The organism is Pseudomonas sp. MDT1-85 (assembly GCF_054898065.1).
On the sequence record NZ_CM142715.1, the window covers coordinates 2,012,245 to 2,028,996 of the forward strand.

The 16,752-nt window shown below is 59.1% G+C and carries 16 protein-coding genes; 6 read left to right on the top strand and 10 right to left on the bottom strand.

What is annotated here, in order from left to right:
* Positions 1-2: 2 nt before the first annotated feature.
* Positions 3-1,058 carry an AI-2E family transporter gene (locus tag ACYZT2_RS09085; RefSeq protein ID WP_461971528.1) on the top strand — a complete coding sequence of 352 codons (1,056 nt, stop codon included), beginning with the start codon at positions 3-5 and terminating at the stop codon, positions 1,056-1,058.
* 120 nt (positions 1,059-1,178) lie between these two features.
* Here ACYZT2_RS09085 and ptuB read toward each other — a convergent pair whose 3' ends face one another.
* The 6 genes from ptuB to ACYZT2_RS09115 all read right to left on the bottom strand — a co-directional run bounded on the left by ptuB (position 1,179) and on the right by ACYZT2_RS09115 (position 7,238).
* Positions 1,179-1,829 carry a retron Ec78 anti-phage system effector HNH endonuclease PtuB gene (ptuB, locus tag ACYZT2_RS09090; protein WP_461971529.1) on the bottom strand — a complete coding sequence of 217 codons (651 nt, stop codon included), beginning with the start codon at positions 1,827-1,829 and terminating at the stop codon, positions 1,179-1,181.
* A gap of 18 nt (positions 1,830-1,847) precedes the next feature.
* On the bottom strand, positions 1,848-3,251 hold the full coding sequence (locus ACYZT2_RS09095; RefSeq protein WP_461971530.1) for an AAA family ATPase: 1,404 nt from the start codon (positions 3,249-3,251) through the stop codon (positions 1,848-1,850).
* A 125-nt stretch (positions 3,252-3,376) separates the two neighbouring features.
* Entirely contained in the window at positions 3,377-5,317 is a 1,941-nt protein-coding gene (gene lapD / locus ACYZT2_RS09100; RefSeq protein WP_461971531.1) for a cyclic di-GMP receptor LapD, read from the bottom strand.
* Between the two features lie 22 nt (positions 5,318-5,339).
* Complete coding sequence (lapG, locus tag ACYZT2_RS09105) at positions 5,340-6,047, bottom strand: cysteine protease LapG (RefSeq protein ID WP_461971532.1); 708 nt, start codon at positions 6,045-6,047, stop codon at positions 5,340-5,342.
* A gap of 197 nt (positions 6,048-6,244) precedes the next feature.
* On the bottom strand, positions 6,245-6,640 hold the full coding sequence (locus ACYZT2_RS09110) for a YbaN family protein (protein ID WP_461971533.1): 396 nt from the start codon (positions 6,638-6,640) through the stop codon (positions 6,245-6,247).
* A gap of 10 nt (positions 6,641-6,650) precedes the next feature.
* On the bottom strand, positions 6,651-7,238 hold the full coding sequence (locus ACYZT2_RS09115; protein WP_461971534.1) for a UPF0149 family protein: 588 nt from the start codon (positions 7,236-7,238) through the stop codon (positions 6,651-6,653).
* A gap of 386 nt (positions 7,239-7,624) precedes the next feature.
* Here ACYZT2_RS09115 and recQ point away from each other — a divergent pair, with 386 nt between their 5' ends.
* From recQ to ACYZT2_RS09135, 4 genes are all read left to right on the top strand, one after another.
* Complete coding sequence (recQ, locus tag ACYZT2_RS09120; RefSeq protein WP_461971535.1) at positions 7,625-9,751, top strand: DNA helicase RecQ; 2,127 nt, start codon at positions 7,625-7,627, stop codon at positions 9,749-9,751.
* A gap of 120 nt (positions 9,752-9,871) precedes the next feature.
* Entirely contained in the window at positions 9,872-10,306 is a 435-nt protein-coding gene (locus ACYZT2_RS09125) for a MarR family transcriptional regulator (RefSeq protein ID WP_461971536.1), read from the top strand.
* Between the two features lie 393 nt (positions 10,307-10,699).
* A complete protein-coding gene (locus ACYZT2_RS09130) occupies positions 10,700-12,490 on the top strand; it encodes a FimV/HubP family polar landmark protein (protein WP_461971537.1) in 1,791 nt (596 codons plus the stop codon).
* A 129-nt stretch (positions 12,491-12,619) separates the two neighbouring features.
* Positions 12,620-12,907: an Rdx family protein gene (locus ACYZT2_RS09135; protein ID WP_461971538.1), complete on the top strand. Its 288-nt coding sequence runs from the start codon at positions 12,620-12,622 to the stop codon at positions 12,905-12,907.
* Here the strand turns inward: ACYZT2_RS09135 and ACYZT2_RS09140 are convergent.
* Positions 12,901-13,794, bottom strand: a complete 894-nt coding sequence (locus ACYZT2_RS09140; protein WP_461971539.1) for a DMT family transporter — start codon at positions 13,792-13,794, stop codon at positions 12,901-12,903. The two genes, ACYZT2_RS09135 and ACYZT2_RS09140, sit on opposite strands and share 7 nt — an antisense overlap.
* A gap of 78 nt (positions 13,795-13,872) precedes the next feature.
* Positions 13,873-14,631 (bottom strand): helix-turn-helix transcriptional regulator, encoded by a 759-nt coding sequence (locus ACYZT2_RS09145; RefSeq protein WP_461971540.1) that lies wholly within the window; start codon positions 14,629-14,631, stop codon positions 13,873-13,875.
* A 147-nt stretch (positions 14,632-14,778) separates the two neighbouring features.
* On the opposite strand from ACYZT2_RS09145, the gene ACYZT2_RS09150 reads away from it, so the two are divergent.
* Positions 14,779-15,594, top strand: a complete 816-nt coding sequence (locus tag ACYZT2_RS09150; RefSeq protein WP_461971541.1) for a UDP-2,3-diacylglucosamine diphosphatase — start codon at positions 14,779-14,781, stop codon at positions 15,592-15,594.
* 145 nt (positions 15,595-15,739) lie between these two features.
* Here the strand turns inward: ACYZT2_RS09150 and ACYZT2_RS09155 are convergent, their stop codons facing one another.
* Both ACYZT2_RS09155 and ACYZT2_RS09160 read right to left on the bottom strand, forming a co-directional pair.
* Positions 15,740-16,330, bottom strand: a complete 591-nt coding sequence (locus ACYZT2_RS09155) for an HD domain-containing protein (RefSeq protein WP_305422721.1) — start codon at positions 16,328-16,330, stop codon at positions 15,740-15,742.
* 94 nt (positions 16,331-16,424) lie between these two features.
* Positions 16,425-16,736, bottom strand: a complete 312-nt coding sequence (locus tag ACYZT2_RS09160) for an Mpo1-like protein (protein WP_461971542.1) — start codon at positions 16,734-16,736, stop codon at positions 16,425-16,427.
* Positions 16,737-16,752 lie beyond the last annotated feature (16 nt).

A 16,752-nucleotide genomic window follows, 5' to 3' on the forward strand; every position in this document is an offset into this window, starting at 1 on the left:
ACATGCTCAATAACGACCGGCTGTTGGTGCAGATTCTGCTCCTGGTGCTGTTTGGCGCGAGCTTCTGGGTGATGGCGCCGTTCTGGTCGGCGCTGTTCTGGGGCGCGGTGCTGGCGTTTGCCAGTTGGCCGCTGATGCGTTTGCTGACCCGTTGGCTCAATGGTCGTGAATCCCTGGCGGCGCTGTTACTGACGCTGACCTGGATGTTACTGGTGGCAGCACCGCTGGTGTGGCTGGGTTTCAACCTGGCAGATCATGTACGCGATGCCACGGCGTTCATCAAGGATGTGCAAGTCGACGGTCTGCCTGAAGCACCGACCTGGCTGGGCAGTATTCCCTTGGTCGGCGAGCGTTTGGTGGGTATCTGGAACAGCATCGATCAGCAAGGCGCGGCGATGATGCTGGCGATCAAGCCTTATCTGGGCCAGGTCGGTAACTGGTTGCTGGCGCGCAGTGCACAGATCGGCGGCGGCATCCTCGAGCTGACGCTGAGTATTGTCTTTGTATTCTTTTTCTACCGGGACGGGCCACGGTTGGCAGTGTTTATCCATGGGTTGCTGGAACGGCTGATCGGTGACCGCGCCGGCTATTACATCGAATTGGTGGCGGGCACCGTACAGCGGGTGGTCAACGGGGTGATCGGCACAGCGGCGGCTCAGGCAGTGCTGGCGTTGATCGGTTTCCTGATTGCCGGCGTGCCCGGGGCGCTGGTGCTGGGGATTGTGACGTTTTTGCTGAGTCTGATTCCGATGGGGCCGCCGTTGGTGTGGATTCCGGCCACGGCGTGGTTGGCCTGGAAGGGTGAGTACGGGATGGCGGTGTTCCTCGGGATTTGGGGCACGTTCATCATCAGCGGGGTCGACAACGTGCTTAAGCCATACCTGATCAGTCGGGGCGGGAATTTGCCGTTGGTGATTGTGCTGCTCGGGGTGTTTGGCGGGTTGATTGCGTTCGGGTTTATCGGTCTGTTCATCGGCCCGACCTTGTTGGCCGTGGCTTATAGCCTGCTGACCGATTGGAGCAAGAGTCAGGCTCGGGTCGAGGATCGCCGGCCCTGAGACGCCGGCACCGAACACCTTGAGAGATTCTATGTTGCAGGGCAACCCTGCAACTTCAGGTCGGCTGGTATTCGCTCTGATTTTTCATCAGGGCAAATGCCACCCGGCAGAGTTTCCCGGTCAAAGGCATATCGATAACGTATGGCGAATCGCTGTCGCAAAGGGTAGTTGGGCTGTTTCCAGTATTTCTTCCTCAAGAAATTGCTGAAAGTCTTCGATGTCCGGATTCTCCAGAAACAGTTGTTGGAGTGCTTCCGCTGTATCCAGGCAGCGACGCACAGCTTCTCGCCTCATTTCACGAAGCGCACCGTTCTCAGCATCCAGATTGAAGATGCGCAAGGTTTCGACTGCTCTGTGGCGCAACGGGGCATCGAGATCTGCACGTGGTGCAATTGTGCCGTCGCTGACGAAAATGAAATAGTCGTCAGGATTGTCTTCATCGGGTTTTATCAGGACGGTGTGATCATAGAGGCGACACCGGTCTTTGAAATTCCCACACGATTCTTCCCGTTTACATGAACCGAACAAATTGCTCCAATCGAAAGTACCTTGGCGGTGTCTTTTTCTCTGCCGAAAGTGTTCGATTTGCGCATTGGTGTGTTTGCTGATATCGGTTTCGCAGTAGGCGCAACGAGTATCTTGCATGGCTCGCAGATGTTCCCAGATTTGCGCACGCTCCGGCAGCGTCGGCGAGTCCAGCGACCATCTGTGCAATCCATGTTTGTAGCGGGTAAGACAGCGTGGTCCTTCACCCCGAACGAGCTTGCGCATGTACCCGATTCCCTCTTCTTACTGATTTGTCAGCTGTTTGCGTTTGAACGTTTCCAGTCTGATCAGCCGCTGGCAGTCAAGCATGTTGGGATGTTGAGTGCCGAAATGTTCATCCAGGTACTCACGGAGGGCCAGGCCCTCTGCTGACTCATGAAGGTCCTGCTGTATAAGCGCCATGTACTCGCTCAGTTTTTGAGCAGGCTCATTGTCCGGCGTCGGATCGATATCCATGACGTAGGCGAGCACCTGCGAACTGGCTACGCCCTGAGTCTGTTGATCCACATTGCTCACGGTGACCCTACGCCCTTTTTCGTCGGTCACGGTTTGTAGAACTCGGATACAGCGTGCTGGCACTGAAGTAATTACCTGCGGGCTGTGGGTCGTCACAATGAATTGGATACACGGGAAAGCCCCAAGCAGATCAGGTATGACGGTTTGCTGCCACGAGGGATGAAGGTGCATGTCGACCTCGTCAATCAACACGACCCCAGTACTTTTACGAGGGGCGAGGATACCCAAGTGAGGATTGAGTTTGACGCAGCGGTAGGCAATGTCGGCAGCCAGGGCGACAATATTGCGAATCCCGTCGCTGAGTTGGCTGACCTTCAGAACTCCGTGAACTGGATGCTCTAGCACCAGATCGGCGAACTCACTGCTATAGGCCAGATCTCGCCATCCTGTTTGAGTTGCCAGGACAGCATTCACTGCGTTCTGCACCGCTAGAACCGGATGGGCGAACTCGTCCTTCACGTCAATGCTGAGCTTTCCACGCTCAATATTACGAATTTGTTCTTCACGATAGCTGCGGAAAATTCGTGTGTACCATTTGGCAAAGTGTTTATAGCTGGAGGCCGGGTCAAGGCAATCGCGATAGCCATAGGTCCTCGAAAACTCAGCGTTTTCGGCCTTTTCAAAAGCTGCCGTCAGTTTTTTCTGACTCCAGAGCCGTCCGGTGCCGTAGTAAGCCAGAACAGGTAAGTCGAACGGTTTCAGTTGCCCGGAAACCGCTCTGTCAAAGATCTGTACTTCAAGTACTTCGGCTGTGGCTTCTAGCCTGGTGGCGTCGGCATCCCCCCGGGTTTGTGTACCTTTTCGGATGCTTTCCCGGCGACGTGACCACTGCCATACTTTTTCCAGAAATAAAGCATGGGCGGTCAGGCGAGAGGGGAGAGAAGGTTCCATCTGATGCGCTTTGACGGGGCGCAAAAAAACATCGTCTGGGTGTATGCCAGTGATGTCATTAGTGGTGCTACCGAGGTCAAATCCACGGAGGTAGGGCCACAATGCAACTTTGATGGCATCCAGCAGGCTGGTCTTGCCTTGGCCGTTTCGGGCAACCAACAAAGTCAGTTGCTCATCGATCTCGAGAGTGAGTGTGGGGAAGCAGCGATAGTTTTCCAGCTCCAGCCTGATCAGTTTCACAGACTTTCCTCCATGTAGACCGATGCCAGGCTGCGGCAGAGGTGATGTTTCCGGGGAACATATATGGCGCGGATTCTACTGTGAATGAAAACAGGTGAACACCATGGACATAGGGCGTTGCAAAACTACATCGGCTCCGGCGGCCCGATCAGTCTTCCCATCACCCCAAACAACCCCAACTCCCGAATGACCTCCAGCTCCCCCTGCGTCTCCACCATCTCCGCAATCAACGGTAGATCAATGCTATTGGTCGCCCGGAAAATCGCCTCGATGAACAGGCGCTTGTCAGTCTGTTCATCGATACCCCGAATGTAGGCTCCGTCGATTTTCAGGTAAGCGAGCCCCAACTGCGTCAGGTTACCGATCTGGCTGAAGCTGCCGCCGAAATGCTGCAAACCGATGCGATAACCGGTGTTAAGCAGGCTGTGACTCAGGCGTTGCAGTTCTTCGGGGGGCGGCAGTTGGCGTTCGTCGATTTCCAGGGTCAGCAGTGGCGCCAGTTCCGGCAGTGATTCAAGTATGTCGCAGATCAGTTTCAGTTGGGCCTGATCGCGCAGCGTGCTGCCGGACAAGCTCAGCGCGAGCGGCCAACGGTTGGCGGCCAGATACTCGAGGGTGGTTTCCAGCATCGCCAGGTCGAACCGTGCCGACCAGCCAAGACGCTCGATCCACGGCAGGAAATGTCCGGCGGCAATTGCCTCGCCCTGCGGGTCGAGCAGGCGTGCGAGGACTTTGTGATGCAGCACCTGGCTGGTATCGGCGCATTGCACCACCGGTTGGAAATACAGCTGCAGCTTGCCCTCGGTCAGCGCTTCGTCGATCCAGCTGCGCCAGTCATGTTGGGACTGGTTCGGAGCGGTATCGGAATGGGCCAAGTGTATCCACGGCCGCTCGGGGTGCTGTCGGGCCTGGGTCAGCGCTTGATCGAGGCGCAGCAGCACGTCGCTTACCGGTTCACCGGGGTTGTAGGCGACGACGCCCAGGTGCGCCACCGGCATACAGTCGCTGGCACCGGTCAGGCGCAGGTTTTCCAGAGTGGCGCTGATTTCGGAGGCCAGACGGGCGGCATCCTTAGTTTCCACGCCTGGCGTCAGCAAGCTGAATTCACCGCCACGATTGCGCGCCGCAAGCCAGGTTCGACGTTCCGGTGGCTGCGTCAGACGTTTAAGCAATTCGCCGACGGCGCCGATCAGGGTATCGGTGCGCTGGCCGCCCAAACGTTGGTTGAGACCGATCAGGTCATTGATCCGCAGCATGAGTAAATGGCCGTCGCGGCTTTGCTCGCAAACCAGTAGTTCATCGGCCAGTTGCTCATGCAGCAAGCGCCGGTTGGCTAAACCCGTAAGACTGTCCTGATAAGAATCGGACCGCAGTTTTTCGCTGCGCGCGGCCTCTTCTTCGAACAGCTCCTTGAGTTTCTCCACCATCTGATTCATGGCCAGCACCACGCGTTTGAGTTCCGGGGTTTGCGGCAGTTTCGGCAAGCTGCGAAACTCGCGCTTACTGATGGCTTCAGCCTGCTTGACCATCTTGTCGAGTGGGCGCAATTGCCGGCGCAACAGCCAGCCACCAAACACGGCGCTGAGCAGTCCGCAAATCAACAGCCAGATCAGGCTGCCGAGTGTACTGTCCCAGAGTTTGGCCAGGGCGAATTGTGGATTGCTCAACACTTCGACCCGTGCCGCCTGCTCCCATCCACGCATGATCAGTGCGTCGCCACCCTGTGGACGCAGGTTCACCAAACTTACAAACCAGCCCGGAACACCCTCGATTTGCGCCGGCGCGCTGCGTTCCACCAATACCTGTTCATCGACAATATTGACGACCCGGATGCTGCTGAAATAGCCACTGTCGAAAATCGAGCTGACCATCAACTCAATCATTGCCGGGTCGTCGATCTGCGCGGTCAATGAAAGGCCCAATGCCGTGGCGGCGTCCTGAGCGTGGGAGCGCAGCTGGCCGAGCATCTGTTCGCGAGAGCTTTCCAGGCTGACAAAAAAACTGCCGCCGAAGGCCACCAGCAAGAACAGGCAAATGGCGAGAAACAACTGTTTGCGCAGTGACATAAAACGCTCCTTGCAGTAGCGGCTAGCCTTCGCCCACGGCGAACCCTTCAAATTGCATCTTTCTCAACACGTCTTGCCAGCGCGACAGTTTTTTCGAATCGCTGCTGCGTTTGCCACCATTGGCTCCTGGTAAATACAGGCCTTCGGCGTTAAAGGCGTACACCGGTAACAGGTCTTTGCGTTGGGAAGCGGGGCGGATCTCGCCGATCAGATTGTCCAGCACCAGCGGGTCGGCCGTGGGGCTGCTGTAGAAGGTCAATACCATATGCGCCTGGTTCTGGGTCAGGGCCTTGACGTAGGTGATGCGCAGTTTCTCGCTGGGAATGCCGAGGTGACGCAGGCTGAAATATTTCGCCAAGGCGTAGTCCTCACAGTCGCCGGCGGCCTTGATCAGCGATTCCACTGGCGTGGCCCAGTAATCGGTCTGGTGCCAGATACGCGTGTCGTCCTGAAAACTCAGTTGTTGATTGAAGAAGCGATTGACCGCGTTCAGTTGTTCGCGCTCGGGCGCGTTGAGTTCGCTTTGCAGCATTTGAGTCCAGGCCTCGATCCGTCCTCGGGCCAAGCCAAGGGGGCCGTAACGTTTTTGGACCGTTTGCAGAGTCTGCGCAAAGTCGTGGTCAGCCGAGATGCTGCCTGACCCTGCCAGCAGAAAACTCGTCAGCAGCAGCCATCCACCGAACCGAAGTCGGAGCGTTGACCTTCCTGGACTACGCGGACTGCGGGACATGTCTGGCTGCTCGGGTGCAGATGTCTGAAGTCTAGGCGGTGTTTTCAGCGAGGAAGGGCAGGTCGTCGGCCCACAAAGCAAAAGATCGCAGCCTGCGGCAGCTCCTACACTGACCGGGTACACCGACAATGGTGTGGATGTACTCGATCCCGTAGGAGCTGCCGCAGGCTGCGATCTTTACCGCAAACACTTGAATCTCAAGTCTTGTGCAGCGTCTTCTGCCGAAGGATATAAACCGTCACCAGCACTGCACTGGTCAGCATGAACCCGCGCGCCCACGGCAAGGGCACCAGGTAGCAGGACAGCAGAATGCTTGCCCACATGATGCCGATCGCATAGACCTTGCCCTTGAGCGGAATGCCGTTGCCATCCAGATAATCGCGAACCCACGGCCCAAGCCGTGGATGTTCAACCAGCCATTGATAAAAGCGCGGCGAACTGCGGGCGAAACAGGCGGCCGCCAGCAACAGGAACGGTGTGGTGGGCAGCACCGGGAGGAAAATCCCGATCACCCCCAGCGCTACGCTCAGCCAGCCGATGGCCAGCAGCACGTAGCGCAACATCAGGGAGCGGTTGCCTATGGGGTTGTCCATAGGCAAAACCTTAGTGATGACGTGGCTTGAGAATCGCCGGTTTTTCGTCTGGCGCGTTGCACAGCAGGTACAGCGCGGTCAGGGCTTCCGGGATCTGCACGATCATGTCGTCCATCAGGTTGGCGTCGGCCGCGATGTCGGAGAACTCAGGCTGTTCGTCGAACAGACCCGAACCGACCATGATCGGCAGCAGCATTTCGCTGACTTCGTCTTCGGCGGTTTCGAACCAGGCCGCTTCGCGCAGGAACACGCCTTCCATGAAACCGATGCACCAGCCGCGCAGGTCGGAATCGTCCGGCTCGTCGCCCAGGTCGAGTTCGCACGGCAGTTCGAACTCTTCATCGGACGCCAGTTGGCGAGCGATGTGCGCCTTGAGCAGCAACAGGGTGGATTCGATCGCTTCACGCTCGGTGTCGTCGGCGTAATGCGGCTCTTCGGCGAACAGCGCGTCGATCCATTCACGGTCGGGAACGCTCTCGGAACAGATCGACAGCGCGGTGAGGTAGCCGTGGGCGGCCACGTAGTCCAGCGCCTCGTCATGCAGCTCGTCGGCGTCGAGGAAGACTTGCAGGCGGGTTAGTTGCTCAGCGAAGGACATTAAAGGGCTACCTTGGGGAATATACGATGCGGGAATTCTAGGCCTTCTTGAGCGCTCAGGCCAGCCGCGCGGCGTATTTGGCCCCCGGACACACTGCCTCCCCCTGTAGGAGCTGCCGAAGGCTGCGATCTTTTGATCTTCAACAATTCCAGCCGCGCCGAAATCAAGATCAAAAGATCGCAGCCTTCGGCAGCTCCTACAGAGGATCGGCGAGCGGCGTCCTTTGTGGGACAGGCGTCGGGTATACTCGCGCGTTTTGTGATGCCCTGCTGGCGTCACGGCTTAAATGTGCAGCGTCATGCAATGCGCACTTACGATTTGTCGGTGCAGCTTTCATGATTCTGAACCAGCCTTGCAGGGATGTTTCGGTGATTTTTGGAGTTTTTATGCTCGAACAGGCTCAACGCGTCCTCAAGGACATCTTCGGCTACGACAGTTTCCGTGGCCGTCAGGGTGCAATCATTGAGCGCGTGGCCAGTGGCGGCGACGCCTTGGTGCTGATGCCTACCGGTGGCGGCAAGTCCTTGTGCTTCCAAGTGCCGGCACTGCTGCGCCAAGGCCTGGCGGTGGTGGTGTCGCCGCTGATCGCGCTGATGGACGATCAGGTCGCCACCCTCGAAGAGCTGGGCGTCGCCGCAGCGGCGTTGAACTCCACGTTGAGCGCTGAGCAACAGCGTGATCTGGCGGCGCGGATCAAGCGCGGCGAGGTGAAAATGCTCTACCTGGCGCCCGAGCGCCTGGTTCAGCCGCGCATGCTGGCCTTCCTGCAAAGCCTTGAAATCGCCCTGTTCGCCATCGACGAAGCGCATTGCGTGTCCCAATGGGGGCACGACTTCCGGCGGGAATACCTGCAACTGGGCCAATTGGCGGAATTGTTCCCCAACGTCCCGCGTATTGCCCTGACCGCCACAGCCGACAAGCGCACCCGCGAAGAAATCGTCGATCGCCTGCATTTGCAGGATGCCGAGCGCTTCCTCTCGAGTTTCGACCGCCCCAATATTTTCTATCGCATCGTGCCCAAGGAACAGCCGCGCAAGCAGTTGCTGGCGTTCCTCGCCGAGCGGCGCAGCGATGCCGGTATCGTTTACTGCCTATCGCGCAAAAAGGTTGATGAAGTCGCGGTGTTCCTCAGCGAGCAAGGTTTCCCGGCGCTGCCGTACCACGCCGGTCTGCCCAACGACACGCGGGCGCATCACCAGAAGCGCTTCCTCAACGAGGAAGGGCTGATCATGGTCGCCACCGTGGCGTTCGGCATGGGCATCGACAAGCCCAACGTACGTTTTGTCGCGCACCTCGATTTGCCGAAGTCTCTTGAGGCCTACTACCAGGAAACCGGTCGCGGCGGTCGTGACGGCTTGCCGGCGGATGCCTGGATGGCGTACGGCCTGCAAGACGTGGTGATGCTCAAGCAAATGCTGCAAAACTCCGAAGGCGACGAGCGCCACAAACGTCTGGAGCAGCACAAGCTCGATGCCATGCTCTCGCTCTGCGAAGAAACCCGCTGCCGCCGCCAGACCCTGCTCGCGTACTTCGACGAAGACATGCCCGAGCCCTGCGGCCACTGCGACAACTGTGTCGATGGCGTGCAAACCTGGGACGCCACCGAGCCGGCCCGTCAGGCGCTGTCGGCGATTTACCGCACCGGTCAGCGTTATGGCGTGGGTCATCTGGTCGACGTATTGCTGGGCAAGGACAACGAAAAGGTTCGCAGCTTCGGTCATCAGCATTTGTCGGTATACGGCGTAGGCAAAGCGATGGGGGAAAGCGAATGGCGCTCCTTGTTCCGACAGCTTGTTGCCCGTGGTCTGGCAGACATCGACCTCGAAGGCTACGGCGGGCTGCGTCTGAGTGACACTTGCCGGCCATTGCTCAAGGGTGAAGTGACCCTGGAACTGCGCCGCGACCTCAAGCCGCAAACCACCGCTAAAAGTAGCAAGAGCCAAGCCAGCCAACTGGTTCGCGGTGAAGAGCGCGAACAGTGGGAAGCCTTGCGTGCCCTGCGCCGCAAACTGGCCGAAGAACACGGTGTGCCGCCGTACGTCATCTTCCCCGACTCGACACTGCTGGAAATGCTCCGCAGCCAGCCGACCTCGCTGGCGGAAATGGCCACGGTCAGCGGCGTTGGCGCGCGCAAGCTGGAGCGTTACGGCGAGGCCTTCCTCGAAGTGCTCGGCGGTCAGGTCGAGGCGCCGAAAGTGGTGGCCGATGTGCGCCACGAGCTGATCACATTGGCCCGGGCCGGCATGACGCCGTTGCAGATCGCTGGTCAGCTGCAATGCTCGGAAAAGAACGTTTACGCGATGCTCGCCGAGGCGATTGGCAAGCAGCAGTTGTCGCTGGAACAGGCGCTGGACCTGCCCGAAGAGTTGATGGGTGAAGTCCAGGACGCTTTCCTCGACGGCGAAGGCGAACTGCCGGCCGTGTCGGAAATTGCTGCGCTGTTCGCGGGGAGAGTTCCGGAAGGCGTTTTGTACTGCGTTCGTGCCGCCCTGCAGTCGGAATTCGAAGTCTGAATGACCAGCAGCACAGATGTAACGATTCAGTACAGAGCAAGCCTTGCCTATAGCCAAAGGTCATGCTTAGCTGACTAATAATTAGTTTTTCTCTATTTTCAGTCTGACCATGAGTGTTTTATGCCGTTCACCGATCAACACCGCTTTGGCATGCAACTGGCCCAGATGTCTCGGGGCTGGCGTGCCGAACTGGACCGCCGACTGGCTGGCCTGGGTCTGTCCCAGGCGCGCTGGCTGGTGCTGCTGCACCTGGCGCGTTTCGAGAATGCCCCCACCCAACGCGAACTGGCGCAAAGCGTCGGCGTCGAAGGTCCAACCCTGGCCCGACTGCTCGACAGCCTGGAAAGTCAGGGGCTGGTGCAACGCCAATCCGTGCTGGAAGACCGTCGGGCGAAAAAAATCGTCCTTTGTGCCCCGGCTCGGCCCTTGATCGAACAAATTGAAACCATTGCCACCCAGTTGCGCCACGAACTGTTCGAAGGCGTCGATGAGGCGGATTTGAAAGTCTGCATGCGAGTCCACGGGCACATCCTGGGTAACCTGGAAAAATCTTGAGGCACAACCACGCGCCGGACTTTTGAGATCCCCCGTTGGGCAGACTATAAAGAACTAGGGGGCGTTCTCAATGGGTTTCCCCACCGCGTTGTCGCCTTAAAGCGGGCCAGGCAAGGCGCAGGCCGCTGGGAATGGTTGTTCCCTTTCCAAGGCCTGCAACGCAGCCTGGCCCGCTTTAAGGCACAACCCGAAGGGCCGGGCCTGCTGTTGTGCAGGGCTGCGTTGCTCGAAGCTTGTTTGGAATGACCAAACCACGCTTCTCGCGCCTTGCCCTGCACAACAGCAGACCCGGCGCGGCGGGGAAACACATTGAGAACGCCCCCTAGGCAATATCGTGTTCGTACCGGGTGTGCGAACACGTACAGGTTGGTTCTGGTTATCTAAGGGATGCTCATGCTCGAGAGTTGGCACGTTGTATTGCGGTGTTGCGCCAGGCTGCTGCTGGTCGGTGGTGCTGTCACTTACTCGGCATTGGCTCCTGCGCTCGGGTTGGGTGAGATCACCCAGCATTCGGCGTTGAATCAACCGTTCAATGCCGACATTGCCCTGGTGGACGCCAGTGGTCTGGAGGAGGGCGAGCTATCGGTCAGCCTGGCGACGGCGGACGAGTTCAGCCGCGCGGGCGTCGAGCGGGTGTTCTTCCTCAACGACCTGAAATTCACACCGATCCTGCGGGGCAACCGCAGCCTGATCCGGGTAACCTCCAGTAAACCGGTCAATGAACCCTTCCTGAATTTTCTGGTGCAGCTCAATCAGCCCAACGGCCGTTTGCTGCGCGAGTACACAGTGCTGATCGATCCTCCGGGGTCACCGGGAATTGTTCCCGTCAACGACGACCCCGCGCCGCGCCCTCAGTCTTCAGCGTTCCCGTCCGTCGAGCCTGCTGTTGCACCGCCATCTGCTGTGAAAAGAGCGACGCCCAAGCCTGACGTCGGTAAACCAGCTGCCGCGCCCGCGAATGATGCTGTTGCCGAACAACTGGCCGCCAGCGTGCTGCAAAAGACCATCGATGAGCTCAATGCCAAGCTTCAAGCTCAGGATGAGCAGATCGCCGGGCAGAAAAAGCAGCTGATCGAGCTGCAAACCCAATTGGCGGAAGTCAAACAGTCATCGGTAGAGCCGGTCGTGCCTGAGGTGCCGGCGCCGGTCCCGGTGGTTGTCGAGACGCCCGAGGCCACCCACTGGCCGCTGATCATCGGGTTGCTGGCACTGATGGTGTTGCTCGGCGTATTCATTCGCCGTCAACGACAGGAGGTTCAGGCTCAGGTCCAGTCCGAGCCGTTACCCGTGCTGCCATCGCGTCATGAACCGGTGCTCAACCGCACAGCAGAACCAATCAGGCCGACGTCCCAGCCGCAACCGCTAGCCGGCTCGGCCGAAGAGACTCCTGCAGGCGACGTGCTGGAAGGGGTTGGTATTTATCTGGCGTATGGTCGTTTTTCCGAGGCGGCCGGTTTGTTGCGAGACGCGTTGGTCAGGGAACCCCAGCGCACCGATCTGGCCGTGCAACTGTTGGAAGTCCTCGGTAAACAGGGCGACGTGCAAGCTTATGACGCGCAGGAAAGCAGCCTGCGGGACGCCGGGTTCGATGCGCGGCAACTTCAGGACATCCGCGCCCGCCATCCGAAGCTGATCAGCGCCGCACCGGTGGTCGCCGCCGTGGCAGTGGCGCCGCCCACGCCTGCAATCCCTGACGTTGCACCGAGCGATGAATTCCAGTTAAACCTCGATGACCTGTCGATGGATTCGAATTGGGACCTGATCAGCCCGTTCGAAAATTCACCGTCCAGCGCCAAACCGTCGGATGAGCAAGCGCAGGCAGACGAGCCCGGGTTCACCTCGAACCTGCACGTGTTACCCGATGTCTTCGAAATGCCCGAGGAGCCGACACTGGACGAGCCCGAGCTTGAATGGATCGCCGAACCTGACGCTCAATCTCTGGACGAGACCTTTCTCAACGAGTTCAGCGATGCCGGCCAGCCGCTGGAGCTTGAGCCGCTGAGTGCTGAATTGATGGATCTTGAACCGGCGGGGCCGAGCAACGCGGGTAAACTTGAACAGGCCCAGACCTGCATCGATGACGGCGATCTGGACAGCGCCATCGAGCTGCTCAATGAGTTACTCAAGGAAGGCGATGAACCGCTCAAGGAGACGGCACGGACGCTGTTGGCCGGTATTCGATAAACCCTTTCCTGTAGGAGCGAGGCTTGCCCGCGAATCAGACGGCGCGGTTTATCAGAATAACTGCATTATCGTTCTTCGCGGGCAAGCCTCGCTCCTACAGGATCAAGGGCCACAGGAACTTTACCAATCATGACTGCACGTAAACCGGAAATCGTCATCACCTATTGCACGCAATGCCAATGGCTGTTGCGCGCCGCTTGGCTGGCCCAGGAACTGCTCAGCACCTTCGGCGATGACCTGGGCAAAGTGTCCCTGGTGCCCGGCACCGACGGGGTTTTTCACATTTTCTGTGACGATGTTCAGCTCTGGGAGCGCAAGGCCGATGGCGGTTTTCCTGAGGCCAAAGTGCTCAAGCAGCGGGTCCGCGATCAGATCGATCCAGACCGCGACCTGGGCCACAACGATCGCACTCAGTGAGACGCGGCTTCTGCCGCCACGGCGTTCTTGCTTGAGATGCCGGACAACCGGCTGGAAACCGCGATGGCCACGATGATCAATGCGCCCCCGATCAGCATGCGCAGGGTCGGGTTTTCATCGAACAACAGCCAGGCCAGGGTGATGCCGTAAACCGGCTCCAGAGCAAACACCACTGACGCGGTCCGGGCTTTGATCACTGCCAGGCTGGCGACGAACAGGCTGTGGGCGACGCCGGTGCAGAAGACCCCGAGCAGGCCGATCCACAGCCAGTCAATGGCGCGCACTTCGCTCAACTGCGGCACTGCCACCGGCAGCAGGCAGATCGCAACCACCACGTTCTGACACAGTGCCGCCTGCACTGGCGGAATTCGTCCGGAGCTGGCGCGGTTGGTCAGGGAGAGCAGGGCGAACAACAAGCCGCAAGCCACTGCCCACAACAGGCCAATGGTGGCGCCGCTGGCCAGATCGAAGGCCGGTGTGACCAGCACCAACCCAATGCTGACCAGCACCACCAACAGGATTTCGTTGACGCGGATTCGCTCGCGGAAGATCAGCCCTTCGAGGATCACGGTAAACGCCGGGAAACTGGCAAAACCCAAGGTCGCGATCGCCACCCCCGCCACCTTCACCGCGATGAAAAAACTCACCCAGTGCCCGGTCAGCAGCAAGCCGCTGAGCAGCAGGCGACGCAGGTCCGCGGCGTCAAGTTTCTGCCAACGGGTATTGCTGGCGAACCGTGCGAAAAACGTCAGCGCGAGGACAGCAAACGCGGCACGGCCGAACACGATGATGGCCGGCGAGGCGGCGGCGAGTTTGCCGAATACGCCAGTCAGGCCGAACATCAGTGCACCTATATGCAGAGCGCCAAGGGCGGTACGAGGAGTCATTGCAATCCTTAACGACAAACGAACAAATGTCCTACATTGAATCGTGCTAAGCCGGTTATGTCTGTCGCCAGACTCGCGTCATTTGTCGCCAGCCTCGCGACGCAATTTACCGGGTGAGGCTCCGAACTCACGCAGCACCGCCGCGGCGAACGCACTCTGCGAGCTGTAACCGACCCGACAGGCGATCTCGCCAATGGGCAGCGCCGAATCGCGCAACAGGCTCACGGCAATGTGCAGCCGACGACTGCGAATGTAGTCCATCGGCGTTTGCCCGCATTCCGCCACGAACCGGGCATGCAACCGAGCGCTGGACAGGCCGGCAATGCGCGCCAGATCGGCTACTTGCAGCGGATAGGCTGCGTATTGGTCGATGTGCGCATTCAGCGCTGCATAAGGCAGGCGCCGACCGCCCACGCTGTCGGGTTTGGCGTTGTTCAGGCTGGCCAGCAACAGTACCGCGCCTTGCTGGGCAATCAGCGGGTCACTGATCTGACTGCCCGCCAGCCAACTCACCAGTTGGCTTTGCCCGGCGTCCAGCGACAGGCGCCCAGCATTGTCGAGCAAGCGGCGGCTGGCTTCGGCGTGATCGCCAAGAGACTGCGAAACCCACTGGTCGCTCGGCACATCCAGCACCAGACCACGACTGCCATGGGCGCTATCGCAGGCGTGATGCGCGCCCGACGGCACCACCACGAAACTCTGCTGCACTACCTGACTGCCATGCCCCTCGACCTCGAAGTCCAGCGCGCCCGACAGCCCGAACACCAGTTGCGCGTGGTCGTGGCTGTGGACGATCAGGTCGTGGGTGTACTGGCGTAGCGTGAGGATCGGTCTCATCGCAGGTCTCATGGCGATTTTGATGAGTGAGGCGCAGTCTACACCGAGGGCACGCATGCGCGCGTTGTCACGGGACTGACTTGCGATTGTCATGGGCAATTAACCCGACCGGCGCAAGCTTGCCAAAACTTGTCCTGAGGGTTGCCCATGACCAGCGCCGAGCTCGCCAAACCCAGCCGTAAGCAACGTGTGCGGACCTTGTGGATTTCCGATGTGCATTTGGGCACCCGGGACTGCCAGGCCGAACACCTGTCGCAATTTCTCAAGGGCTACCACGCGGACAAGGTCTATCTGGTCGGCGACATCATCGACGGCTGGAAACTGCGCAGCGGCATGTATTGGCCGCAAGCGCATACCAATGTGATTCGTCGCCTGCTGACCATGAGCAAGCGCGGCACAGAAGTGATCTACGTCACCGGCAACCATGACGAATTCCTGCGCCGTTATTCGAAGCTGATTTTGGGCAATATCCAGTTGGTGGACGAAGCCGTGCACGTGACCGCCGATGGCCGTCATCTGCTGGTGATTCACGGCGATCAGTTCGACGTGATCACCCGTTACCATCGCTGGTTGGCGTTTCTCGGCGACTCGGCCTACGAATTCACCCTGACGCTCAACCGCTGGCTCAACCATTGGCGTGCCCGTTATGGCTACGGTTACTGGTCGCTGTCGGCGTACCTCAAGCACAAGGTCAAAACCGCCGTCAGCTTCATCAGCGACTTTGAAGAAGCCATCGCTCACGAATGCGTCAAACGCGAGTTGCACGGGGTGGTGTGCGGGCACATTCACCATGCCGAGATTCGCAAGGTCGGCGGGGTGGATTACCTCAATTGCGGGGATTGGGTGGAATCGTGCACGGCGCTGATCGAGCATTGGGACGGCTCGATCGAGTTGTATCGATTGGCCGATGCTCAGGCGCGAGAGGCCGAGTTGAAGGCGGTGAAGGTCGTGGAGCCGGCATAAACACAAGGTGTATGGATGGGCCTCATCGCGAGCAGGCTCGCTCCCGCATTCGAACTGTGGCGCGCCATAAATAGGTGGTTCACTGTAGATCCACTGTGGGAGCGAGCCTGCTCGCGATGGACCGCGCAGCGGTCCCCCGGATAGATCAGGCCGGCGCGTGCTCTTCCATCGCCGCCTTGTAAATCGAGTTTTTCGGCTGCGCAAACAGCCGCTCCACCATCGGTTCGAAGAAGCTCAGCGGCAGCGTGTCATACGCTGGATCAAACGCCGCCGCATCGTACCGGGCACAAAACTCGATGGTCGCCTGATACTGCGGATGACCGCTGAATTGCTCGCGCAAATGCCGGTCCATGCCCAGGTGATGAAAGAAGTAATAGCCCTGGAAAATCCCGTGCTTCTCCACCATCCACAGGTTCTCGGCGCTGACGAACGGCTTGAGGATCGCGGCAGCGATGTCCGGGTGATTGTAGGAGCCCAGTGTGTCGCCGATGTCATGGAGCAGGGCGCAGACCACGTACTCTTCATCGCGACCATCGCGCCAGGCGCGGCTGGCGGTTTGCAGGGAGTGGGTCAGACGATCCACCGGGAAACCGCCGAAATCCCCCTCCAGTAACTTCAGGTGCGCCACGATCCGTTTGGGTAATTGCCGGGCATAGGCACTGAAATCTGCGGCGATGATCGCCCAGTCTTCCTGCGTGCCGTCCTGCATATGGGTAAAACGGGCATGGGCATTCATCAGCTATCCTCTTGTTCTGATCGAAAGGGATGTGTTGAGTGTAGAACCTGGATCCAGCATTGGCTGCATAAGACGCTTTTGTGGCCAATGGAGCCTAGAGCGCCACGCGACCCAGAATCATGTCGCGGTACATGACGAAATCGCCGAGCAGGCTGTAAAGAGGATGCTGAAAGGTGGCAGGGAGATTCTTCTCGAAGAAGAAATGCCCGACCCAGGCGAAGCTGTAACCGGCCAGCGGCAGGGCCAGCAACATCCACCACGCGGTATTGCCGATGGTCAGCGCCAGAATGAAAATAACCAGGGAGGTGCCGACAAAGTGCAATCGTCGGCAAGTGCTGTTGCGGTGTTCGCTGAGGTAATACGGGTAAAACTCAGCGAAGCTGTTGAAGCGCTTGATGTTTTCCACGATTGCGATCTCTGCG